The organism is Arthrobacter sp. B10-11, assembly GCF_033142195.1.
Taxonomy (GTDB): domain Bacteria; phylum Actinomycetota; class Actinomycetes; order Actinomycetales; family Micrococcaceae; genus Arthrobacter; species Arthrobacter oryzae_C.
In genome coordinates, this window is the sequence record NZ_JAWMTH010000005.1 from 119355 (window position 1) to 142400 (window position 23046).

General features: G+C 66.2%; 22 protein-coding genes. 8 read left to right on the top strand and 14 right to left on the bottom strand.

Annotation, left to right across the window (positions count from 1 at the left end; translation table 11 throughout):
• Window positions 1-40: 40 nt before the first annotated feature.
• From RW112_RS16140 to RW112_RS16150, 3 genes are read left to right on the top strand one after another with little or no spacing between them, the layout of a single operon-like run.
• The gene (locus RW112_RS16140; protein WP_317782746.1) at window positions 41-457 is read left to right on the top strand and encodes a hypothetical protein; all 417 of its coding nucleotides are present in this window, start codon (window positions 41-43) and stop codon (window positions 455-457) included.
• Window positions 435-2699, top strand: a complete 2265-nt coding sequence (locus tag RW112_RS16145) for a thioredoxin domain-containing protein (protein ID WP_317782940.1) — start codon at window positions 435-437, stop codon at window positions 2697-2699. The genes RW112_RS16140 and RW112_RS16145 overlap by 23 nt, the downstream gene beginning before the upstream one ends.
• Window positions 2699-3388 carry an HAD family hydrolase gene (locus RW112_RS16150; RefSeq protein WP_317782747.1) on the top strand — a complete coding sequence of 230 codons (690 nt, stop codon included), beginning with the start codon at window positions 2699-2701 and terminating at the stop codon, window positions 3386-3388. The genes RW112_RS16145 and RW112_RS16150 overlap by 1 nt, the downstream gene beginning before the upstream one ends.
• Here the strand turns inward: RW112_RS16150 and trhA are convergent.
• Window positions 3385-4056 (bottom strand): PAQR family membrane homeostasis protein TrhA, encoded by a 672-nt coding sequence (gene trhA, locus RW112_RS16155; protein WP_317782941.1) that lies wholly within the window; start codon window positions 4054-4056, stop codon window positions 3385-3387. The genes RW112_RS16150 and trhA overlap by 4 nt on opposite strands.
• Before the next feature lie 212 nt (window positions 4057-4268).
• On the opposite strand from trhA, the gene RW112_RS16160 reads away from it, so the two are divergent.
• Together RW112_RS16160 and RW112_RS16165 are read left to right on the top strand one after the other, a co-directional pair.
• A complete protein-coding gene (locus RW112_RS16160) occupies window positions 4269-5030 on the top strand; it encodes an isoprenyl transferase (protein WP_317782942.1) in 762 nt (253 codons plus the stop codon).
• Window positions 5031-5267: 237 nt separating this feature from the next.
• Window positions 5268-6710: a PhoH family protein gene (locus RW112_RS16165; RefSeq protein ID WP_317782748.1), complete on the top strand. Its 1443-nt coding sequence runs from the start codon at window positions 5268-5270 to the stop codon at window positions 6708-6710.
• A gap of 62 nt (window positions 6711-6772) precedes the next feature.
• On the opposite strand, the gene RW112_RS16170 is transcribed toward RW112_RS16165, so the two are convergent.
• Window positions 6773-7417, bottom strand: a complete 645-nt coding sequence (locus RW112_RS16170; RefSeq protein WP_317782749.1) for a GNAT family protein — start codon at window positions 7415-7417, stop codon at window positions 6773-6775.
• A gap of 36 nt (window positions 7418-7453) precedes the next feature.
• Window positions 7454-8257 (bottom strand): hypothetical protein, encoded by an 804-nt coding sequence (locus tag RW112_RS16175; protein ID WP_317782750.1) that lies wholly within the window; start codon window positions 8255-8257, stop codon window positions 7454-7456.
• 59 nt (window positions 8258-8316) lie between these two features.
• Between RW112_RS16175 and RW112_RS16180 the strand changes: the two genes are divergently transcribed.
• A complete protein-coding gene (locus RW112_RS16180) occupies window positions 8317-8877 on the top strand; it encodes an A24 family peptidase (RefSeq protein WP_317782751.1) in 561 nt (186 codons plus the stop codon).
• A gap of 62 nt (window positions 8878-8939) precedes the next feature.
• Window positions 8940-9410, top strand: coding sequence for an NUDIX domain-containing protein (locus RW112_RS16185; protein WP_317782752.1), 471 nt, complete (start codon window positions 8940-8942; stop codon window positions 9408-9410).
• A gap of 37 nt (window positions 9411-9447) precedes the next feature.
• On the opposite strand, the gene RW112_RS16190 is transcribed toward RW112_RS16185, so the two are convergent.
• The 5 genes from RW112_RS16190 to RW112_RS16210 all read right to left on the bottom strand — a co-directional run bounded on the left by RW112_RS16190 (window position 9448) and on the right by RW112_RS16210 (window position 14775).
• Window positions 9448-11061, bottom strand: coding sequence for an MDR family MFS transporter (locus RW112_RS16190; protein WP_317782753.1), 1614 nt, complete (start codon window positions 11059-11061; stop codon window positions 9448-9450).
• The gene (locus RW112_RS16195) at window positions 11058-11729 is read right to left on the bottom strand and encodes a TetR/AcrR family transcriptional regulator (RefSeq protein ID WP_317782754.1); all 672 of its coding nucleotides are present in this window, start codon (window positions 11727-11729) and stop codon (window positions 11058-11060) included. Before RW112_RS16195 ends, RW112_RS16190 begins: the two co-directional genes overlap by 4 nt.
• 206 nt (window positions 11730-11935) lie before the next feature.
• Complete coding sequence (locus RW112_RS16200; protein ID WP_305940178.1) at window positions 11936-13357, bottom strand: class II fumarate hydratase; 1422 nt, start codon at window positions 13355-13357, stop codon at window positions 11936-11938.
• An 86-nt stretch (window positions 13358-13443) separates the two neighbouring features.
• Entirely contained in the window at window positions 13444-14058 is a 615-nt protein-coding gene (locus RW112_RS16205; protein ID WP_305940179.1) for a carbonic anhydrase, read from the bottom strand.
• 9 nt (window positions 14059-14067) lie between these two features.
• Window positions 14068-14775: a DUF4245 domain-containing protein gene (locus RW112_RS16210; protein ID WP_317782755.1), complete on the bottom strand. Its 708-nt coding sequence runs from the start codon at window positions 14773-14775 to the stop codon at window positions 14068-14070.
• Between the two features lie 194 nt (window positions 14776-14969).
• Between RW112_RS16210 and glpX the strand changes: the two genes are divergently transcribed.
• On the top strand, window positions 14970-15992 hold the full coding sequence (gene glpX, locus RW112_RS16215) for a class II fructose-bisphosphatase (RefSeq protein ID WP_175417425.1): 1023 nt from the start codon (window positions 14970-14972) through the stop codon (window positions 15990-15992).
• Window positions 15993-16042: 50 nt separating this feature from the next.
• On the opposite strand, the gene RW112_RS16220 is transcribed toward glpX, so the two are convergent.
• The 6 genes from RW112_RS16220 to RW112_RS16245 form a co-directional block, all read right to left on the bottom strand.
• On the bottom strand, window positions 16043-16741 hold the full coding sequence (locus RW112_RS16220) for a hypothetical protein (RefSeq protein WP_317782756.1): 699 nt from the start codon (window positions 16739-16741) through the stop codon (window positions 16043-16045).
• Window positions 16742-17167: 426 nt separating this feature from the next.
• A complete protein-coding gene (locus RW112_RS16225) occupies window positions 17168-18115 on the bottom strand; it encodes a lipid II:glycine glycyltransferase FemX (RefSeq protein WP_317782757.1) in 948 nt (315 codons plus the stop codon).
• Between the two features lie 4 nt (window positions 18116-18119).
• Window positions 18120-19370 carry a mannose-6-phosphate isomerase, class I gene (manA, locus tag RW112_RS16230; RefSeq protein WP_317782758.1) on the bottom strand — a complete coding sequence of 417 codons (1251 nt, stop codon included), beginning with the start codon at window positions 19368-19370 and terminating at the stop codon, window positions 18120-18122.
• A gap of 96 nt (window positions 19371-19466) precedes the next feature.
• Window positions 19467-21116, bottom strand: a complete 1650-nt coding sequence (locus RW112_RS16235) for an LCP family protein (RefSeq protein WP_317782759.1) — start codon at window positions 21114-21116, stop codon at window positions 19467-19469.
• 10 nt (window positions 21117-21126) lie between these two features.
• Complete coding sequence (gene purE / locus RW112_RS16240; RefSeq protein ID WP_317782760.1) at window positions 21127-21720, bottom strand: 5-(carboxyamino)imidazole ribonucleotide mutase; 594 nt, start codon at window positions 21718-21720, stop codon at window positions 21127-21129.
• Window positions 21717-22865 carry a 5-(carboxyamino)imidazole ribonucleotide synthase gene (locus RW112_RS16245; protein ID WP_317782943.1) on the bottom strand — a complete coding sequence of 383 codons (1149 nt, stop codon included), beginning with the start codon at window positions 22863-22865 and terminating at the stop codon, window positions 21717-21719. The genes purE and RW112_RS16245 overlap by 4 nt, the downstream gene beginning before the upstream one ends.
• Window positions 22866-23046 lie beyond the last annotated feature (181 nt).

The following is a 23046-nucleotide window of genomic DNA, read 5'->3' on the forward strand; positions in this document are numbered from 1 at the left end:
GAAATCAGGGCCCTCAAGACGCTCCACAGAAGGTCTAACCGTGCATCACTTGCTCCTCGCCCTCGCGACAACCCCGGCGCCCAGCCCCACGCCGTCACTGCGCCCGGGCCTCTCCGAAGACCAGGTGACTCCGGGCATGTGGGGCTTCATCATGACTGCGTTCTTCGTGCTGGCCACCACGCTGCTGATCGTTGACATGGTGCGCCGAATCCGCCGGGTCCGCTACCGCGCCCAGGTGGAAGAGGAGCGCCTGGCCGCGATGGCTGCCGGGGCACAGGACATGCAGATGCCCGGCGACGGCGCGTCGGGCTCGCAAGATGGCGCGCAGGCTCCGGGCACGAGCCAGCCGGGCACGAGCCAGCCGGGCACGAGCCAGCCGGACACCCTCGGCGGCCCGCAGGGCGGCGCTGACCTCCGCACGGATCGCAACGGTGATGAAGGCCGCGGACAGCGGTAACGGCGCCGCCGGCAACGGCGGGGGAGCCTGGCCCGGTGCAGCGAATGCCCTGGCCGGGGAACCGTCGGCCTACCTGAGGCAGCATGCGGACAATCCGGTCCATTGGCGGCCCTTCGGGGATGAGGCCTTTGACTTCGCGGCGCAGCGGGACGTCCCCGTCTTCCTGTCCATTGGCTACGCCGCATGCCACTGGTGCCACGTGATGGCCCATGAATCCTTCGAAGACCAGGCCACGGCGGACTTCCTCAACGCCAACTTCGTGGCCATCAAGGTGGACAGGGAAGAGCGACCCGACGTGGACGCCGTCTACATGGCCGCAACCCAGGCGATCAGCGGTGAAGGCGGCTGGCCGATGTCCGTCTTCCTGACCCCTGACGGACGCGCCTTCCATGCCGGAACCTACTTCCCGCCCCGGCCCATGCCCGGCCGGCCTTCTTTCCGCCAGGTTCTCGAAGCTGTCCGCGAAGCCTGGCTGGAACGGCGCGACGGCGTGGAACACAACGCCGACACCCTTGCACGCGGGATGGCTGAAACGCAGCTTGCCGCTGCCGTCCGGCTGACCGGCCCGCCTGACCCCGTGGATGCCGGGCTGCTTGCCGAGGCTGTCCGGGTCCTGGCCCGCTCCGAAGACGCGCACGACGGCGGCTTCGGCGCCGCGCCGAAATTCCCGCCGTCGCCTGTGCTGGAATTCCTGGTCCGGCACGCTGCCGTGGCGTCGGACACCGCCGCCGCGGCCAGGGACATGGCCGGCCGGACGCTGGCAGCGATGTCCCGGTCCGCGCTGTTCGACCAGTTGGACGGCGGATTCGCCCGGTACTCCGTGACGCGCGACTGGTCCGTGCCGCACTTTGAAAAGATGCTCTACGACAATGCCCAGCTGCTGCGCGCCTACGTCCACTGGGTACGGCTCGGCGGCGACGCCGTATTCACGGCCGGGGAGGCCGCAGACGTCGCATCACTCACTGCGGACTGGATGATCGCCTCACTGGGCCTGCCCGGTGCAGGGGAGGCGGCAGGACAGGCGGAGGCGTTCGCGTCGTCCTTGGACGCGGACACGGTGGTGGACGGCAAGCACCTCGAGGGCGCCAGCTACCTCTGGACGCCCGACGAACTGCTGGACATCCTGGGACCGGAGGATGGCCCTCCGGTGGCGCAGCTGATGAATGTCCGTACCGCGGGCACCGTGACGCAGGCAGCGTCGCCGCTGCATCCGGGCCGGCCGTTCGACGACGCCGGGCGGCGCCTGTGGGACCGGGTGCGGCCGCGTCTGCTGGCTGCGCGCTCACGCCGTCCGCAGCCCGCCAGGGACGACAAGGTGGTGGCGGGCTGGAACGGGCTGGCGATCGCCGCCCTGGCTGAAGCAGGTGCCGTCCTGGACCGGCCCGAGCTCGTGGCCGCGGCAGTGAATGTGGCCGCTTACCTTGAACGGGTCCATTGGCGGGCCGCAGGCACCGGGGACCAGGAGGCCGGTGAGCGGCGCCCGGAACACGGCACCCTGGTGCGCGTATCGCATGCGGGCCGGGCGCGGGGGATCGGCGGGCTGCTCGAAGACTACGCTTTCTGCGTTGACGGACTGCTGGCACTGTACGGAGTGACGGGTGACGGGCGGTGGTACCGGCTCGCCGAGGACATCCTGCGGTCCGCCTGCCTGCGGTTCGCAGCGGACGGAACCCTGGTGGACACCGCCGGGGAATCATCCCAGGTGTTCAACGCCCAGGGCCAGCGGGCCGGCCTGGAGCCTTTCGACAACGCCACGCCCAGCGGTGCGGCCGCGTTCGCCGGGGCCCTGCTGGGTTATGCCGCGCTGTCCGGTTCGGCCGACCACAGGATCATGGCCGGCAATATTCTCTCGCTGCTGCCACCGCTGGCCACACGGGCACCCCGGGCGGCAGGGTGGCTCCTGGCCACGGCGCAGGCTGCCCTTGCGGGGCCCGTGGAGGCCGCCGTCGTCGGGCCTGACGGTCCGGCACGGTCCGAACTCCACCACGCCCTGCTGTTGTCCGCCAGCCCGGGACTGGTGGTTGCGGTGGCGTCCGACGCCGGGATGCCCACGGGTGATGGTGCGGGTGCCGGCGATGGTGCCGGCGCCGGGGATGGTGCCGCGGCGGCCGTGCCGCTGCTGGAAGGCAGGACTGCGGCGGCTGACGGCTCGCCACAGGTGTACTTGTGCCGCGGGATGGTGTGCGAGCGTCCGGTGGGCTCCGTGGCTGAACTGCTGGAGCGACTGGCTACGATGGCCTGATGACTTCTGTGCTGCACCCGGCGTCCGGGGCTCCGCGGGACCCCTTTGGGCTGGTCATTTTTGACTGTGACGGCGTCCTGGTCGATTCCGAGTCCATTGCCATCAGGGTTGACCAGAGGGTCCTCGCAGATCTTGGCTGGGATCTTGGCCTTGAGGAGATCGTGGAACGCTTCGTGGGCAAGTCCGATGCGCACTTCGTTGCCGAAACGGAACGGCACCTGGGCATCAGGCTGGATGCGGACTGGGAAGACAAGTACCAGCAGTGGTACCGCACCGCCTTCGAGCGGGACCTGGTGGCGGTTGACGGCATCGTCGAGGCCCTGGCCCGGCTGCAGCTCCCGCACTGTGTGGCCTCGAGCGGCACCCACGCCAAGATGGAGCGGACCCTCGGGCAGACGGGCCTGCTCCCGCGGTTTCAGGGACGGATCTTCAGTGCCACGGAGGTTGCCCGCGGCAAGCCGGCCCCGGATCTGTTCCTCCACGCGGCGGGGAGCCTGGGAGCGGAACCTGCCAACTGCGCGGTGGTGGAGGACAGTGTCTTCGGAGTCCAGGCGGCCCGGGCAGCCGGCATGCACGTCTTCGCCTATGGCGGGGGAGTGACTCCGGCGCACAGGCTGGCTGGCCCGCGAACCACGGTTTTCCGGCACATGAACGAACTCCCGGACCTCATCGCTGCGGGCCGGCCTTAAGCACTCCGGCTGAGGACTGCCAAGGCGATGGCGATGAAGTGCGCGGCGAAGGCGAACACGGTGAAGGCGTGGAAGAGTTCGTGGAAGCCGAAGTGCTTGTAGCTGAAGTTCGGCTTCTTGAGCGCATAAAAGACGGCACCGGCAATGTAGAGGGCGCCGCCCACGCAGATCAGGACGGCTGAGGCGATGCTGGCCGCGAAAAAGTCCGGCAGGTAGAACAGCGCGCCGCAGCCGAGGGCGATATAGATAGGCACATAAAGCCAGCGCGGCGCGTCGGTCCAAAGCAGCCGGAACAGTACGCCCAGGATCGCGCCGGACCAGATGACCCACAGCAGCACCACTGCCTTGGGCCGTTCCAGCAGCGCCCACGCGAGCGGCGTGTAGCTGCCCGCGATCACCAGCATGATGTTGGTGTGGTCCAGGCGCTTCAGGACGATCTTGACACCGGGCGACCAGTTCCCGCGGTGGTACACGGCACTGATGCCGAACAGGAGTACTCCGGTCACAGCGTAGACGGCCGAAGCGATTTTCAGGTCGGTCGTGGGCGCCAGCAGGATCAGGACCAGCCCGGCGGCGAAAGCCAGCGGCGCGGTGAAGGTGTGGATCCAACCGCGCCACTTGGGCTTGATCATGAGCAACTCCGCGATGCGGACTGCCGCTTCATCCATCGGGCCCGATTTCCGGCCGCGGCCTGCTCCCGGGTCCGCCGGGGGAGTGTTGCGTTCCATGGGTCAAGAATAAACTACGTTCCAGTAAGTTACTTATGGGTAACAAGCTTGTGCCCTGCAATCCGAAGCCGTGTGCACCGTGCCGCCGCCGCGGGCGGGTAGCCTAGGAATGCACTGCCGTCATACATCAAGGAAGTCAGGTGAGTCTCCGGATGGAGTTGCCCGGGATCCTCTATGGCTTCTATGAACGCAGGCTCCTGCGCTCGCTGGACACGGACCGCATCCCCAGGCACATCGGTGTGATGGTGGACGGCAACCGCCGCTGGGCCAAGCAGTTCAACGCTCCCACCAGCCAGGGCCACCAGGCCGGTGCCGACAAGATCCACGAGTTCCTCGGCTGGTGCCAGGAGCTCGGCGTCAAAGTCGTCACGCTCTACATGCTCTCCACCGACAACATGAACCGCTCCGGCGAAGAGCTGGACCTGCTGATGGGCATCATCGCCAACACCCTTGACCGGCTGGACGAGGACGAGGACATCTCGGTCCACGCCATGGGGGCGCCGGAGTTGCTTCCCGATTACCTGGCAGACCGGCTCAACAAGCTCACGGCGCGGACGCCGGCCCACGAAAAACTCCACGTCAACGTCGCCGTGGGCTACGGAGGGCGCCGTGAAATCGTGGATGCCGTCCGGGAGCTCCTCCACGACGCCGTGGCCCGGGGCAAGGACATCAGCAAGCTCGCAGATGATCTCACCGTGGACGACATCTCAAGGTTCCTGTACACCCGGGGGCAGCCGGACCCGGACCTGGTGATCCGCACTTCCGGTGAGCAGCGGCTGTCCGGCTTCCTGATGTGGCAGAGCGCCTACAGCGAGTTCTACTTCTGCGAGGCGCTCTGGCCAGCCTTCCGCAAAGTGGACTTCCTGCGGGCCCTGCGCGACTACGCGGGCCGGCAGCGGCGCTTCGGCTCCTGACGCCCGGTTCACGCGGAGTTCACGTGATCGCAACACGAATCGCCGGGAAATAGTTTGGGAAACAAAGCCGCGAGGAATTACGTTGAGCTTATTAGCAGGCACACTGCCGGCTAATCGGGGAGGCCAGTACATGGAGCGGATTTTCGCACCGGATGTATGGGAGGCCGGAACCGGCCTCGTGGCCGATCCGCCTCACCTATAAAATATCCGGGCGTGCGCCCCGGGGCTGGAGTCGATGTGGCTATTTCTGAACAACTGCCCGACGTCATTTCCGACCAGGGAGAGAAAGCTACCTCTCGCGCCAAGCGAGCAACCTCACAGACCGGTGCAGCGAATTATGACGCTGCGGCCGGTCTTGCTGTATCCGGCCAAAATGCCGGGACGGACGACACCCTGTGGACCTTCGTCATCGACACCTCGGTTTTGCTCTCGGACCCCCGCGCGCTGCTGCGGTTCGCGGAGCACGAAGTCATTGTGCCGATTGTGGTCATCACGGAGCTGGAGGGCAAACGGCACGACCCCGAGCTGGGATACTTCGCCCGCAAGGCACTGCGGCTCCTGGATGACCTCCGGGTCCAGCACGGCGGACTCGACCGTCCCATTCCTCTGGGCGACGACGGCGGCATCCTCATGGTGGAGATGAACCACATTTCCGCTGAGGTGCTCCCGGCAGGATTCCGCGGCGGAGACAACGACAGCCGCATTCTCGCCGTCGCGAAGAACCTCGCCAACGAGGGCCGGAACGTCACGGTGGTCTCCAAGGACCTGCCGATGCGTGTTAAGGCCTCCGCGATGGGGCTCCTCGCCGACGAGTACCGCAACGAACTGGTGAAGGACTCCGGCTGGACCGGGATGGCCGAGGTCGAAGCTACCGAGGAGGACGTCTCCACCCTCTACGGCCACGAGCCCGTCTTCATTCCTGCGGCGGCAGAGATGCCGGTCAACACCGGACTGGTGCTGCTCTCGAACCGGGGCTCCGCCCTGGGCAGGGTGGGCGCTGACAAGCAGGTCCGGCTGGTCAAGGGGGACCGCGACGTCTTCGGGCTCCATGGACGTTCCGCGGAGCAGCGGCTGGCCATCGACATGCTCATGGATCCGTCCGTGGGTATCGTCTCGATCGGCGGCCGCGCCGGCACCGGAAAGTCGGCGCTGGCGCTGTGTGCCGGGCTGGAGGCCGTGCTGGAACGCCGCGAACACCGCAAGGTGATCGTCTTCCGGCCGCTCTATGCGGTGGGCGGACAGGAGCTCGGCTACCTGCCCGGTTCCGAGTCCGAGAAGATGAACCCCTGGGCACAGGCCGTCTTCGACACCCTTGGAGCCCTGGTCAGCCAGGAAGTCGTTGAGGAAGTCATGGACCGCGGCATGCTGGAAGTCATGCCGCTGACCCACATCCGCGGCCGCTCGCTCCATGACGCGTTCGTGATAGTCGATGAGGCGCAGTCCCTCGAAAAGAACGTCCTCCTGACCGTGATGAGCCGGATCGGCCAGAACTCGAAGATCGTCCTGACCCATGACGTCGCCCAGCGCGACAACCTGCGGGTCGGCCGGCACGACGGCGTTGCCGCCGTCGTCGAAACCCTCAAGGGGCACCCGCTGTTCGGGCACATCACCCTCACCCGGTCCGAGCGCTCGCCGATCGCGGCACTCGTCACGGACCTGCTGGAAGGGGCGGAAATCTAGGCCTCCAGGTTGTGTGTGGGCCGTGGCCGGGTTCGCCCGGCCACGGCCCTTCGCCGTCGCCGCTAAAGTCCCAGGAACTGCGCCATGGGTTCGTGGCCTTCCACCTTCAGCGTCCAATCCGGGCGTTTGAAGGTGGCCGGGGTGACGCGGACTTTCTGGACTTCCTGCATTTTGCCGCCCCAGGATGCCCGGGTTGTGCCGTTCAGTTCGTAGCCCAGGGAGCGTGAGACGCCCAGGGATTTTTCGTTCCAGGCGGCTGCCTCTGACTCGGCAACTTCCGCTTTGAGGTAGTCGAAGGCGTAACTGACGACGGCGGCCCGCATCTCCTTGCCGAAACCTTGGCCTTGCGCGGACTTCGTGAGCCACGAGCCGCTGGACACCGTCCTGAGCGTTACGAAGTCCTTGCCCTCGAGGTCCTGGCAGCCGATAAAGCCGCCGTCTTGCCAGATGCCGAGCAGGAGCGTCCACTCCCCGGGCGACATGTTCCCGCGGCAGCGCCAGTACCACTGCGCCATGTTCGGCCCGAGCTCCCCGGCGGGCGACTCGGCCCAGGGCCGGCTGAATGGGCTCCGGCCGGGCTCATGGACGCCGCCAAGGGCAGCTTCAACCGCGGCCGGAATGTCCTCGTCCCGGATGGGGCGGAGGACCAAGCGGGGAGTGGTCAGAGTCAGGGCGAACGGGGGCCAGTAGGAGGCGGGCGCAGTCATCAGCGAAGCCTAGCCCCCGCTCCGGTGCGCATCCAGTCACATGCCGCGGGAGATGTCCCAGCTGATGTGGCGGCGGACGTCGGTGAGGTTCATGGATTCGGCGAGGAACAGGTCATCGAGCATGTATTCGTCCACGGCCAGGATCCGGAGCCAGTGGCCAAGGTCCTTCCATTCGGCCTCCAGCGAGCGGCTTGAGACGCAGACTCCGGTGCCGACGTCGATCCTTACCAGGTTCCGTCCGGGCCGGCAGAGCGGTGCCCCGGGGTCCGAAGGCCGGTAGGCGGCATTGGGGATCACGATGGTTTCCAATGCGGGGCGGCCCTGATGGTCCACGGCTGTGACGGGGCCGAGTTCCACGGCATTGAGGTTCGGGAACTCGATGGGGACGGGTGCGTTGCCCGCCAGCTCCACCGGATCCAGCGCCGCTGCAAAGCGGCCGTTCCCGAAGCAGGGTTCGCCGTAGGCGGCCTCCGGGCGGCGCCGGACCAGCCCGCCGTCGTCATAGACGGGAGTGACCAAGTGCGGCGGCAGGAGCCACGACTTCCGGGTGGAGCTGACGTAGAAGCCGTCCTTGGAGTCATTGATGCCCGTGGTGCTGTGCAGCACCACGCCGTCGGCGGACTCCAGCCGCAGGGCGCCGGGCCGGCGCAGCCACGCACGCACCGTGTTGCCGGGGTCGGGGTTGCCGGCGTCGGGCGCCGGCAGGTCGACGTATTCGAAACGGAGGCTTTGCCACTTCCAGGGCGAGGACCGGCAGAGGTTTCGGAACCGTGCGGCCGCATCTGCCGGCTGGTTCCGCGGACCGGCTTCCCCCTGGCGCCTCGCGTCCCATGTCGACATATCCACAGTTTACGCGCGGGGCTCAGCGGCGGTGGGGGAAAATCCAGTAGCATCCGAGGGTGATCCAACGACTGGGCGAACTTTGGGAATCCACCCCGCTGGCCTTCTGGCTGGTGCTGGCGGCCTGCGCCTACTTCGGGGTGATGGCCGTACGCCTGACGGTCATCGACGTCAGGCACCACCTGCTGCCCAACAGCATTGTGTTCCCGTCCTACGCTGTAGGCGGCATCCTCCTGCTGACAGCTGTTGCCGCCGTCCTGATGGCCGGTGCGGACGCGGAGGCAGTGCCCGACGGCGCTGCCCGGCTTTTCGGGCTCCCGGGAGTCCGCGTCCTGGCCGGGGGAGCAGCCCTGTGGCTCTTTTACTTCGTCCTGCGCCTGATCTATCCGCCGGGGATGGGATTCGGCGACGTGAAGCTCGCCGGTGTGCTGGGCATGTACCTCGGCTATCTCGGGTGGGGGCACGTGTTCGCCGGGACCTTCGCCGCGTTTCTCCTGGGCGGGCTCTGGAGCCTGGGCCTGCTGGCTGCCCGCCGTGGGACCCTCAAGTCCGACATCCCTTTCGGCCCGTTCATGCTGGCAGGCACGGCCGCTGCCATGCTGCTCCTGCCCGCGGGCTGATGGCGTGCGCTTGACCGTGTGAACGGCCCTTCGGCCCGCGTTGCTGCGTTTAGGCTGGAGGCATGGCAGCACCAGAATTCATCCTCAAGCTTCGCGAAAAAATAGGCCATGATCCGTTGTGGATTCCCGCCGTGCGCGGGGTGGTCTTCAACGACGACGGCCACGTCCTGCTGGGCCAACGCTCTGACAACGGCCGGTGGGCGCTGATCTCGGGAATGCTGGAGCCGGGTGAACATCCCGCGCCGGGGCTGGTGAGGGAAATCTTCGAGGAAACGGCAATCGTGGCGGAAACGGAACGGATGGTTTCCGTGGGCGTGGTGGGGCCTGTCACCTTCCCGAACGGCGACGTGTGCGACTTCCTGGACATTGTGTTCCGCTGCCGGCATGTTTCCGGTGAAGCCCGCGTGAACGACGACGAATCCCTGGCCGTGGGCTGGTTTCCACTCGAGGGGCTGCCGGACATCAGGCCCGGTGACCGGGAGTGCATCCGCCGGGCGCTGCTGCCCGAGGACGCCGTCCACTACGAACTCTGAGGGTCTCCCGGATGCGGGAGTCCCTCAGAGCGGCCTCCTAGACTGAGGCGGACTGGCGTTCGGCTTCCAAGCGCTCGGCTTCTTCGCCGCCCACAGCCTCGCCCCGGGCCACCATTCCGGCGGTATCGGAGAGCGGGATCTGCTTCAGCGTCAGCGCGAGGATCAGCGCAATGCCCAGGAACGGCAGCAGGTACCAGAACACCGGTGCCAGCGAGTCTGCATAGGCATTCACTATGGCGTCCCGCAGTTGATCCGGGAGCTGGCTCAGGGCCTGCGGGTCCAGGGTCTGGGTTGACTGCGCGGCCTGTTCGACGGACGCGCCGGCTCCCGTGAACGCACTGTTCAGGGCTTCGGCCAGCCGCGACGTGAAGATGGATCCGAACACTGCCACGCCCAGGGAGGCACCCACTTCGCGGAAGTAGTTGTTGGTGCTGGTGGCCGTGCCGATCTGTTCCGCGGGCACGGAGTTCTGCACCACCAGGACAATAACCTGCATGATGGAGCCCAGGCCGGCGCCGAACACGAAGAGCTGGACGCAGATGACCCAGATGGGCGTGTCGGCCGTCAGGGTGGTCAGCCACAGCATGGCGCCCATCGTGAGGGCAGCACCCATGATGGGAAACATCTTGTACTTGCCGGTCTTGGAGATCCGGATGCCCGAGTAGATGGCCATGCCCATCAGGCCTGCCATCATGGGCAGCATGAGCAGCCCGGATTCGGCGGCCGAGGTCCCGGAGGACATCTGCAGGAACGTGGGGACAAACGCGATGGCAGCGAACATGCCCAGGCCCAGGGTGAAACCGATGGCGGTGGAGTTCACGAAGATCCGGTTCTTGAACAGGCCCAGCGGGATGATGGGGTCCTCGGCCCGGCGTTCCACCATGACAAACGCGGCAGCGGCCACAACGAGCCCCGCGCCGAAGGCCCAGGTCAACGCTGAATCCCAGCCTTCATCCTTCTTGCTGCCGAAGTCGGTGAAGAAGATCAGGCAGGCGGTGGCCACGGAGAGCAGCAGGACGCCGAGGATGTCGATCGGCTTCTCGGCTTTCTTGTTCGGCAGGGTCAGGGTGAACCATGCAATGGCGAACGCGGCGATGCCGATGGGGATGTTGATGTAGAAGGCCCATTCCCAGGTCAGGTGGTCAACGAAGTAGCCGCCCAGGAGGGGACCGGCGACGGCGGAGAGACCGAAGATGGCACCCAGCGGACCCATGTACTTGCCGCGGTCCTTGGCCGGAACAATGTCGGCGATGATGGCCTGCGAGAGGATCATCAGGCCGCCGCCGCCGAGGCCCTGGATGGCACGGAAGACCACGAAGCCCCAGAAGTCGGTGGCGAACGCGCAGCCCACCGACGCGAGGGTGAACAGCGCGATGGCTACGAGGAACAGGTTGCGGCGGCCCAGGACATCACCGAACTTGCCGTAAATGGGCATGACGATGGTGGTGGCCAGCAGGTAGGCGGTGGTGATCCAGGCCTGGTGTTCCACGCCGCCGAGCTTTCCCACGATGGTGGGCATGGCGGTGGAGACGATGGTCTGGTCCAGGCTGGAAAGCAGCATGCCGGCGATGAGGGCGGAGAAAATGATCCAGATGCGTTTCTGGGTCAGCAGCAGCGGCTCGGCTGCCTTGGGACTGACGGCGGTGCTCATGGGCGTCCTTTAGGGTCTGCAGGTCCTGGTTGATCAAAAGGCTGGGAGAAGAGCTGGCTGGCTGCGGAAATGTTCTCCAGCAGGAGCTCCTGGTAGGGGCGGGTGTTGCCGTCGGAGAAGTAGGCCATGCTGCTTTTCCGGGCGATGGTCCCCAGCAGCACAACCGCCATCTGGACTACGGGGTGCTCCGGCGGAACGCCTTCGCGGAGGGCAACGTCCCGGGCAAACTGCGCTTCGCGTTTCTCGGTCACGCCGATAATCCGGAGGATCAGCTGCGGTTCCTTCTTGACGACGCCTATCAACTGGCGGGTCTCCTCTTCGGAGGCCGCCATGTGTTCGGAGAGTTTCAAGGAGAGCCGGACGAGGTCCCGGAACAGGGTGGGCGAGATTTCCCCCGGCGGCGATGACCTGCCGCCGGCGACGAATTCTTCCAGTACTTCCGCGGGGATTTCGTCGTCCACGTGGCCAAGGATGGCGTCTTCCTTGGTCGGGAAGTAGTTGAAGAAGGTCCGCCGCGAGATGTCCGTACGCTCGCAGACTTCTTCGACGGTATAGCCGTGGAGCCCGCGCTCGGCGGTCAGCTGTCGGGCGACGACGGTGATCGCCGCCCGCGTCGCGGCCCGCTTGCGCTCACGGAGCCCGCCATCAGTACTTGCACTATTTTCCACAAAGTGAAGTTTTGCACTAACTAGAAACTAGTGCAACTTTTGAACTGCCCTTGGAGTTTTTGTCCACGTAACGGGACTTCCGGCGCACTCAAGTCCCTTTATCTGGACAAAAACTCACGGAAGGCAGAAAAGAACGACGGCGGCCGCCCGCCTTCGCTGGGAAGGTGGGCGGCCGCCGTCGTACTAGTTGAACTTGCGGTGGGGACCTATGCCTTGTGCGGGGGGCGCGTCATGGACATGACGTCCAGGGCAGTGTCCAGCTGCTCTTCCGTCACCTCGCCGCGCTCCACGAAGCCCATGGCGACGACGGTCTCGCGGATGGTGAGCCCTTCGGCGACGGCCTTCTTGGCGATCTTGGCCGCGTTTTCGTAGCCGATGTACTTGTTCAGCGGCGTGACGATGGACGGGGAGGCCTCCGCGAGGAAGCGGGCGCGCTCGACGTTGGCGGTGATGCCGTCGATCATCTTGTCGGCCATGACGCGGCTGGTGTTGGCCAGCAGGCGCACGGATTCGAGCAGGTTGGCGGCCATGACGGGGATGCCGACGTTCAGTTCGAAGGCGCCGTTGGTGCCGGACCAGGCAATGGCAGTGTCGTTGCCGATGACCTGGGCGCAGACCATGATGGACGCCTCGCAGATGACGGGGTTGACCTTGCCCGGCATGATCGAGGAACCCGGCTGGAGGTCCGGGATGGCGATTTCACCGAGGCCGGTGTTGGGGCCGGAGCCCATCCAGCGGAGGTCGTTGTTGATCTTCATGAAGGAGATCGCAATGTTGCGCAGCTGGCTGGAGGCTTCGATGAGGCCGTCGCGGTTTGCCTGGGCCTCGAAGTGGTCGCGTGCCTCGGTCAGCGGCAGGCCCGTGTCGGTGGCGAGCAGTTCGATGACGCGCTCCGGGAAGCCGGCAGGGGTGTTGATGCCGGTGCCCACGGCCGTGCCGCCGAGGGGAACCTCGGCCACGCGGGGGAGCGAGGCGTTGATGCGCTCGATGCCGTAGCGGACCTGTGCGGCGTAGCCGCCGAACTCCTGGCCCAGGGTCACCGGGGTGGCATCCATGAGGTGCGTGCGGCCGGACTTCACGACATCCTTGAACTCAACGGCCTTGCGGTCCAGCGAATCGGCGAGATAGCCGAGGGCCGGGATGAGGTCGTTGATCAGCGCCGACGTTGCAGCCACGTGGACGGAGGTGGGGAAGACATCGTTGGAGGACTGGGAAGCGTTGACGTGGTCGTTCGGGTGGACCACCTTGTCACTGCCGGCAGCCTTGAGGGCGCGGGAGGCGAGCTCCGCAATGACCTCGTTGGTGTTCATGTTGGAGGACGTGCCGGAGCCGGTCTGGAAGACGTCGATGGGGAAGTCGCCGTCGTACTTCCCGGCAGCAACCTCATCGGCGGCGTCCGCGATCGCCTTGGCCAGCTCGCCGTCGAGCACTCCAAGTTCTGCGTTGGCCTGGGCGGCAGCCTTCTTGACCCGGGCGAGGGCCTCGATGTGCGCGCGTTCCAGGGTTTTGCCGGAAATGGGGAAGTTTTCAACTGCACGCTGCGTCTGTGCACGGTACAGGGCGTTCACGGGGACGCGGACTTCGCCCATCGTGTCATGTTCAATGCGGAATTCTTCAGTGGAAGTCATGGGGCTAGCTTAGGGCGATTGGCGGCCGGGGCTAAAACCGTGAAGCGCTTGAGTCAGCCCCGGCCGGGCGTGCGGAGGGCGGGGATTTAGAGTTCGCCGATTCCCGAAACGAGGTCGGCGCGGCCCTCTTTGAGGCTGTACGACAGGCCGATCACGGCCGCGCGTCCGGTTTCAATTGCGTCTGAAATCACACGGGAGCTGTCCACGAGCCGCTGCGAGGTCTGCTTCACGTGCTCCACCACCATGTCGTTGACTTCGGTTTCGTTGTTGCGCAGCGAGGTCAGCACCGACGGCGTGATCCGCTCAACAAGGTCGCGGATGAAGCCGGTGGGCATCTGGCCTGTCTCCACAGCGTCCTTCGTGGCGCTGACCGCGCCGCAGCTGTCGTGGCCCAGGATCACGATCAGCGGCACGCCCAAAACGCCGATGCTGTATTCGAGTGAGCCCAGGACGGCGTCGTCGATGACCTGGCCGGCGGTGCGGACCACGAAGGCGTCGCCCAGGCCGAGGTCAAAAATGATTTCTGCGGCGAGCCGGGAATCGGAGCAGCCGAAGATCACCGCGAACGGATGCTGGTTCTCCACCAGTGAGGACCGGCGCGAGGCGTCCTGGTTGGGATGGGAGGATTCGCCGGCGACGAAGCGTTCGTTTCCTTCGCGCAGTCGCCGCCAAGCCAGGGCAGGAGTCAGGTAAGTAGCCACGGGGCCACTTTACGGCGAAGGAGCGGCCGAGGGGGAAACTGTGGCGGCAGGGTTACTTTCCAAGGACTTCACGACGGCGTCTGCCAGGACGGCGAACTCGTCGAGTTGGGCCGTGCCGGTCAGGATGACGGTGGTGCCTTTGTGGTTAAGGACCATGCTTTTCTCGCCCTTGCCGGTGTCCCGGAGCTCCCAGTCCAGGCCGCCGGCGTTGCGGCTCCCGGTGACCGGGGCGCTCTTGGTCTGCTGGAGCAACCACGTCGGATTCGCCTGGGCGGTCTGGACGAGGCCGATGAACGATTCCTTCGGCGTGAGGTATCCGACCTCCCACGTGGCCACCCCGCTGCCGGTCCCGGACTCCCAGCGGGCGTAATTAGGGCTGAATGTGTCGCCGGTCGCGGGTGCAACGGGTGTGAATCCCGCCACATCGGCGGCGTTCCGGGCCACGGCGCTGACGTCAACGTTCGGCCGGTATCCGTCGGTCTTCGGCGACGGGTTCATCAAGACGATGGGGAGGAACGCGGCGACGCTCACCAGCAGCGCGATGATCATGCCGATGACCGAGGCGTTGGCCCTTTTTGCCGCAGCGGCGCGGATAACAGGCTTAACCACGGGTGCGTCCGGGGTGCCTGCCGCGGCTGCGGGGGTGCCCGTGCTGGCCGGCTGGGTTTCGGGGGTGGACTTGTCCTGCGTTTCGCTCACGCTTCTATAGTCGCCCATGTGGAAGCCGTTCTCACATTCCTGCCGGTCCGCCGGTGAGGAAACGCCGTGTTTCACGGACCGGTCATCCCATGACCTTCGGATGCTGCCGCGACTATGATCAGTAACAGAGGAATCACCGTGACGGACTGATACCGGCCGCACGGGTTCAATGATCGCCACTCGAAGAAGAGGTTCACGTGTCACCAGCGCCTATGACCCAGCAGTATTCCACGATTTCGCCGTCGCTTGCCGTAGGCATTGACGAACCGGACCGCAACCTTGCCCTGGAACTTGTCCGCGTCACCGAAGCCGCGGCCATTGCCGGCGGCCACTGGGTTGGCTTTGGCGACAAGAACAAGGCCGACGGCGCAGCTGTCGACGCCATGCGCTCCTTCCTCCAGACCGTCCACTTCAACGGTGTTGTCGTCATCGGTGAAGGCGAGAAGGACGAAGCTCCCATGCTTTTCAACGGCGAGCACGTAGGTGACGGAACCGGCCCTGAGTGCGATGTCGCCGTCGACCCCATCGACGGAACCCGCCTGACCGCCCTGGGCATCAACAACGCCCTTGCCGTCCTGGCTGTTGCCGAGCGCGGCTCCATGTTCGATCCCTCCGCCGTGTTCTACATGGAGAAGCTCGTCACGGGCCCGGAAGCTGCCGACATGGTCGACCTGCGCCTGCCCGTGAAGCAGAACCTGCACTTAATTGCCAAGGCGAAGGGCGTGAAGGTCAACCAGTTGAACGTCATGATCCTGGACCGGGACCGCCACCGTCCGCTCGTGGAGGAAATCCGCGAAGCCGGTGCCCGCACCAAGTTCATCATGGACGGCGACGTCGCCGGCGCCATCGCTGCGGCCCGTTCCGGCACCGGCGTTGACGCGCTCATGGGTATCGGCGGAACGCCGGAAGGCATCGTGGCAGCCTGTGCCATCAAATCCCTCGGCGGCGTCATCCAGGGCCGTCTCTGGCCCACCAGCGACGACGAGAAGCAGAAGGCCATCGACGCCGGCCACGACCTCGAACGGGTGCTGTCCACCAACGACCTCGTCTCCAGCGACAACTGCTACTTCGCGGCCACGGGCATCACGGACGGCGACCTCCTGAAGGGCGTGCGCTACTCCAAGGACAAGGTCCTGACCCAGTCCATCGTGATGCGGTCCAAGTCCGGCACCATCCGCTTTGTGGACGGCGAGCACCAGGCCAGCAAGTGGGAAGGCTACGCCCGCAAGAGCTAGTCCACCGTCATATAGCGCGAACGTACACTTGAGGCCCCGGTGTTGGGGCCTCAAGTGTACGTTCGCGCTTTTGTTTGCCGTTCGATGCCGCTTACCATGGCCGCTCTCACCTTCTCGAGCACGAACGGCTTGTCTCCCTCGAGATCCTCCTTGTAGACCCTGACTTCACGCCAGCCCATCCGATCTGTCAGGGACTGGCGGCGAAAATCGATGCTGACTTGGAGCGGATCGGCGTGGTGGCCGCCGTCGTACTGCAGAGCGATCCGTTGCTCCGGATAGGCCGCATCTGGCCACACGGACGGCTGTCCCCAGGTGTTCCTGATGACGTAGTTGAGGACGGGTTCGCCAGGGCCGGAGCGGGCGAGGATCAGCCGCATCCGGGTCTCCTGAGGGGAGTCGGCGCCCACACGGATTTCAGAGAGCGCCAGCCTTGCTGTCTTCATCCCCCGCATTCCAGGATGGGCACCGACCATCCGGCGGAGGTCGGGCAGCGTACAGAGGCCCTCCTTCGGCCTGGGAAAGTCAGAGCCATGGGCACAGACCAGCGAATCGCCGGCCGCGATGAGCTCATCAACGTTCATCAGCGAGGCGAGGTCAAGCCACGTCCTCGCCGGCGAGGTGACCCGGACGCCGTCGTGCATCACAACTTCGCCGACCTTGAACGTTAGCCGGTGACCGACGACGTTGCGCCGCCGCGGTTTGCTGCCGTTCCGTTCCCTGGCCACATGGATGCGCCAGTCCTCTTGCATCCATGCAGGCAATCCGCACTCCCAGATTCGGCCGCCGGAATGGTGGGTCAGAACTGAAGTGCTGTCCATTTCCGTATAGGCCCGGAGGCTTGCAGCGGGACCGCTCGCTCCGTCCAGAGGGACGCGGATGCCACGTGACGGTATGACGACGTCGGGTTGCCTCTGCCGCTTCCGGGTGACACCAAGGTCTCTGGCAGCAAGGTCAGTGAAGGAACCGGCAAGCAGTTCCTGGGGCAGGCGGGTTCGGGGCATGCTTCAGTCTGCACCTGCCAATTGCGCCGTAAGACGTTATCCACAGGTCGGATTCCCGGGCTATTCGCGAACGGACACTTGGCGCCCCAAATGACCGCGAGGGTCGAGGGGCCGCAAGTGTCCGTTCGCGCTCAGTTCGCGCTTGGCTTGCGCTGCGAGGGTGAGCGCTCCGGCTCAGCTGCGGAGGGCGCGGAGCTTTTCGCGGGCGCTCCGGGCAAGCTGGTATGCGCCGTACCGGACTTTCTTCACGGGCAGGTCCCAGGTGCCGGGGTAGGCGATTTCGCGGCCGCCGAATGACTTCTTGAACGCCGTGAACCCCGCCCACTTGTGGTTCGGCTGGTCCTCCGGGGCCACACCCCACAAATCCACGTGCTTCAGGCCCTTCTCCTTGGCATCCGCGATGAGCGTCACCAGCAAAGGTATGCCGGCGCTGAGCTTGCGGTGCGCGTCGTCCAGTGCGGCGTGTGCGTACGTGCGGGTGTCGGCGGAGTCGTAGGCCAGGGCCGCGGCGATGGGACCGCCGTGGCGTTCGGCGATGAACAGCGTAGCCGCACCGGATGGCATGAGGGAACGGGCCACCTGCGTAAGGTACTCATCGCTTTGGGGCTTGAATCCGCTCCGTTTGGCCGTCATGTGCAGGAAGTTCAGCAGCACACGGATGTCTTCGGGATCCTGCGACGCCCGGAAGGTCACGTCCTTCTTGTGGATGTTCCGGTAGAGGTTCCGGTTTACGGGCTTCATGTCGGCCAGGACGTCCTTGAAATCCCGGTCCAGGTCCACGATCCAGCTCAGTTCCGGCTGCTGGTTGACCGGAGCCGGCCGCAGGCCGCGGCCCCGCAGCACCGCGGGCGCCTCAGCCGCCAAGAATCCGGCGCTGACCGGCTCGATCCGGACAAACGCCGCACCGCACGTGCGGGCCAGCGCCGCGAGGGCGGCCAGGGCGGCGTCGAACGCTTCGAGGGAATCGGCTACCGGACCGTACGGGGCGTACAGGACCTTGCCCGCGGGGTTCTTCTCCTCCACGGCGAGGAAGCTCCAGCCCGGGCCCGACTCCTGGTGCACCGTGCGGCCAAGGGAACGCTGGAAATCGGCCCACTGCAGCGTTTGTAGGAAATACTCCACCGGATCAGGCCTCCACTGCGGTGGTCACGGCAAAGGCGACGGCGGTCCCTGCGGAGCCGGCCGCCGGGTGCACGTTCACCGGAGCCTCCGCGGCCGGGAGGAAGGCGCTCGCGCCGCGGTCCAGGTGGAGGTCGCCCTTGGGGGAGTCCAGCAAGACTGAACCGGAGACCACGATGATCACTGCCGCGCCGGACTGCGCCAGCGGAACGGGCGTGCCGTCAGGTTCCAGTTCGATCCGCTGCAGCTGGAATTCACGGAACGGCGGCCGGTAGAGTTCCTGGCCCAGCTCTGATGTCTCGGCCGCCAGCATGGGAACTCCCACCGACTCGAACTCGACGGTGGCCAGCAGTTCGGGCACGTCCACGAACTTTGGGGTCAGTCCGCCGCGAAGCACGTTGTCCGAGGACGCCATGACCTCGATGCCGAGGCCATGCAGGTAGGCGTGGACATTGCCGGCCGGCAGGTAGACAGCCTCGCCGGGAACCAGCGAGATCCTGTTCAGCAGCAGCGAGATGAGCACACCGGGGTCGCCGGGATAGTGGCCGTGCAGGCTCACCACGGTGGACAGTTCGGTCTGGTAGGGCGTCATCGGCAGCCCGGCCTTGAGGGCCGCCACGAGTTCGCGGACCGCGTGCGAGACGGCGTGGCCCCCGCCGATGAGCCTGGTGAAGGCGGCTTTCAGGGCATCGTGCTCCACCGGCGCGGCCAGGTCCTGCACAACGTCCCGGAACACGTGCGGAACGTCAAGGGACATTGCCTGCATGTACGCCGTCAGGTGCTCGAAGAGGGCGCGCGTGGACGCGGCCGGACGGAAGCCGCAGAGTGCCTCGAACGGCGTCAGGGCAAAGATCATCTCCGGCTTGTGGTTGTCATCCTTGTAATTCCGCTCCGCCGCGGAGCGGTCGACGCCGGCGGCCTCCTCGCGGGCAAAGCCCGCCCGCGCCTGGTCCAGCGTCGGGTGTACCTGAAGGGACAGGGGACTCTCGGCAGCCAGGACCTTGAGGAGGAACGGAAGGCGCGGGCCAAACTCCGCCACGCTGGCACTGCCCAGATGGTGGCCGGGATCGGAACTGATCAGTGCATCCAAAGGCAAAGGCCCGCCGTCGGCCGCTGTTGCCACCGACGGCGAGTCCGGGTGCGCGCCGACCCACAGCTCAGCCTCCGGCCCGCCGGAGGCCTGACGGCCCAGCAGCCCGGCAATGGCCGTGGTGGAGCCCCAGGCGTAGGGCCGGAGGACATTCTCGATTTCGTACAAGCCTGGTGTCCTTTACCTCAAGGCAGCCGTGCGGCTGCCGCAGTTTCATCGATGAGTGCCGACGCCGGAGGCGGCGGAAGGCGGTGGGGCCGGTGCTCAGAGCGGACGGCATTGGCCGTTGGTGGCCACAAGGTCCCGGATCGCCTGCTCGTTGCCCTCACGCTTGAACTGGTTGAGCATCGCTTCCGTGATGGGCTCGCCGTCGGGGGTGGTGGTCACCGGTGTGAAGTCCGACGACGACGGCGACGGCGACGGCGACGGCTGCGTCAGGGGCGCCGCCGGTGCGGCGGCCATCAGCGGGCCCGCGGCCGACCCTGCCTGCAGGATGGCGTCCTCCGCGGCGGGATCCCCGGCTGCACCCGCTGAACCGCCGGACTGCGCGGCAAGCAGCTGATCAACCTTGCTGTGGATCTGGTCGAAATCCGGAACCGTCGAGAACGAGGCGTCGAAGTCCGGCGGCCCGATGGTCAGCCGGCGGACTTCCGTGCCCTTGGCCTTCATGGCCAGGTCCACGAAGCTGCCGAGCTGGCTCGCTGAGATGTTGGAGTCCACCACCTTGGTGCCGGCGTTGGCGATGTCCTCGAACTTGGAGAGCAGGGTTGCCGGGTCGAGCTGCTTCAGCATCGCCTGCTGGACGCACTGCTGGCGCTGGATGCGGGCGTAGTCGTCCACGAATTCGCGGGAGCGTCCGTACCAGAGGGCGTGGTAGCCGTCCAGGTGCTGGTCTCCCGCGGGGATCCAGCCTGTGGGCATACCGTGGATGCCGTTGGCTTCGTCCACCATGTCGCCGCTCAGGGGCACCCAGCCGCCGGCCTTGATCTTGATGCCGCCCATGGCGTCAATGAGCTTGGCGAAGCCCTCCATGTCAACCAGGACGTAAGCCTGGACCGTGATGCCCAGGGAACCTGACACGGCCTCGAGCGTTGCCTGGGCGCCGGGATCGGCGACTCCGGGGTAGAGGTCGGTGTGCTCGTTGGTCACTTCGGTGTTGATCGCGTTGATCAGGCATTCGTTGCCGCAGTCGTAACCGTCCGGGTAGACCTGCCGCATGGGGGAGCCTTCACTGAACTGGGCATTCTGCAGGTTGCGCGGGACCGAGATGATGGCGGTCTGCCCGGTCTTGGCGTCGACACTCAGGACCGACAGGCTGTCCGGGCGGCGTCCCGTGCGGTCGTCACCGGCGTCCCCGCCCATCATCAGGAAGTTGTAGCGGCCGTCCACTGGATCGATTGCCGGGCCGGCGGAGAAGATGCTGCCGATCGCGTTCCGGCTTACATTCAGCAAGTACGCCGCATACCCCAGGGTGCCGCTGCTGAGCACCATGGCCAGGACCAGTGCGACGCCGACGATGGGCCTCATTCCCGGAGCGAGCAGTACCGGCCGGATGAGCCTGAGGGTGTTGATGAACAGCGCCGCCCAGCCCAGGGCAAGAGCTATCAGGATGACGATGAGGAGGAGGGAGGCCACCGGATTCGTGACGATCCCGATCAGCAGCGTGCGGTTGGCCAGCAACAGCGCCAGAGCCACGATCAGCAGCCCCCAGACGGCAAGCGTCACCCGGAGGGCAATCCTTCCCAGTTTGCGGTCACCGGCCACGATCTGTGCGCTGCCCGGGACGAGCAGGGTCAGCAGCAGGAGGACAAACGCGCGCTTCGTCCGGACGGGCGCCGGAGCATTCGCCGGGTTGCGGACTGGGTCCGTCAGAGCCTGCTTCGGCGCCTGGGGGCGGTAGTGGCTGGTGGTCATCTGCTGATTCCTAACGGCTGCCCCGGAGAACGACGTTGCCGTCGGAGAACACTTCGCTGACTTTGTGCCGCAGGTTCGCGCCCTTGCGGGTGGCGACGTCGTTGAGTTCCTGCGCGAACTCGATCAGGTCCCCGCGCAGGCGGACGGCGAGGTCGTCGGTTCCGGATGCCAGCATCCGGACGGCCAGCAGGCCGGCGTTCCGCGCGCCTGCGATCGAAACCGTGGCCACCGGAACACCGGCGGGCATCTGGACGATGGACAGCAGCGAGTCCATGCCGTCGAGCGTCTTCAGCGGGACCGGGACACCGATCACCGGCAGCGGCGTCACCGACGCCAGCATGCCGGGCAGGTGTGCCGCGCCGCCGGCGCCTGCAATGATGACGCGCAGTCCACGCTCATGGGCCGTCTGGCCGTAGCGGATCATTTCGGTGGGCATCCGGTGGGCCGAGACCACGTCGGCTTCGAACGGGATGCCGAATTCGGCCAGGGCTTCCGCCGCGGCTTCCATGACCGGCCAGTCCGAGTCGGAGCCCATGACAAGGCCCACGATGGGCGCGGCGGCGTCGGTTTCGGCCGGGCGGATTGACGCTGCAGGCGTGCTCATACTGTTCCCTCGGAGTTTCCTGGTGCTGTTCGGGCCGGGGCACGGCCGTCCCGGATGATGTTCGCTACGGTGGTGGCGCGTTGCCGGACGGAGTCGACGTCGGCCGCTGCTGCCCCCACAAGGTTGACGTGGCCGATCTTCCGGCCGGGCCGGACAGCTTTGCCGTAGCAGTGGATTTTGGCAGCCGGCTCACTGGCCATGGCCAGCGGATACGCCGAGAACAGTTCCTGGTTGTCGCCGCCAAGGAAATTCTTCATCACAACAATCGGCCCCAGCGCATCGGTGGCGCCAAGCGGGAGGTTCAATACCGCGCGCAGGTGCTGCTCGAACTGGCTCGTCACTGATCCGTCCTGGGTCCAGTGGCCGGTGTTGTGCGGACGCATGGCGAGTTCGTTGATCAGGAAACCGGACCCGACGCCGGGAGTTTCAAACAACTCCACTGCCATGACGCCCGTGACTCCCAGTTCGTTGGCGATGCGGATAGCGGCGTCTTCGGCTGCCGCTGCCACTTCCAGGGGAATGTCCTGGGCGGGGGCGATCACTTCGTCGCAGACGCCGTCCACCTGGATGGTGTGGACGACCGGCCAGGCGCGGGATTCACCGTCGGGGGTCCTGGCCACAAGCGCGGACAGTTCACGGCTGAACTCCACCTTGGCCTCGGCCAGAAGCGGGGTCATGGCCTCGAACCAGTCGGCCGTGGCAGCGGCCTCCTCTGCGGACCCGACCATGCGGACGCCTTTGCCGTCGTATCCGCCGCGGGGCGTTTTCAGCACCACCGGCCAGCCGGTCTTCTCGCCGAAGGCAACCAGGGCATCGACGTCGGCAACAGAGGCCCAGGCCGGGTTCGGAAGCTCCAGCCTGTCGATTGCCGCGCGCATCACCAGTTTGTCCTGCGCGTGGACCAGGGCGTCCGGGCCGGGCTGCACGTTCACGCCCGCCTCCTGCAGTGCCCGCAGGTGGTCGTTGGGGACGTGTTCATGATCAAACGTCATGACGTCCAGGCCCTGGGCAAACTCCAGGAGGGCGTCGAGGTCCTTGTAGTCGCCCACCGGCGACGTCGGTACGGCGGAGACCGCCGAAACGTCTTCGCCTTCGGCCAGGACACGGAGTTCAAAGCCCAAGGCCGTTGCGGCGGGGGCCATCATGCGGGCAAGCTGGCCGCCGCCAACTACACCTATTACTGGAAAAGTCACAAGAGCCAGCCTACAGAAGAGCAGGGGAGTTACGGGCTTCACCACCGTTTCGGCCGGGAATTTGCGTCATTTGGAGGGCTGCCGGCGGCTGCGCCGCGGACCCGTCGGGACTGCTTCCCGCTTACGGGCTAAA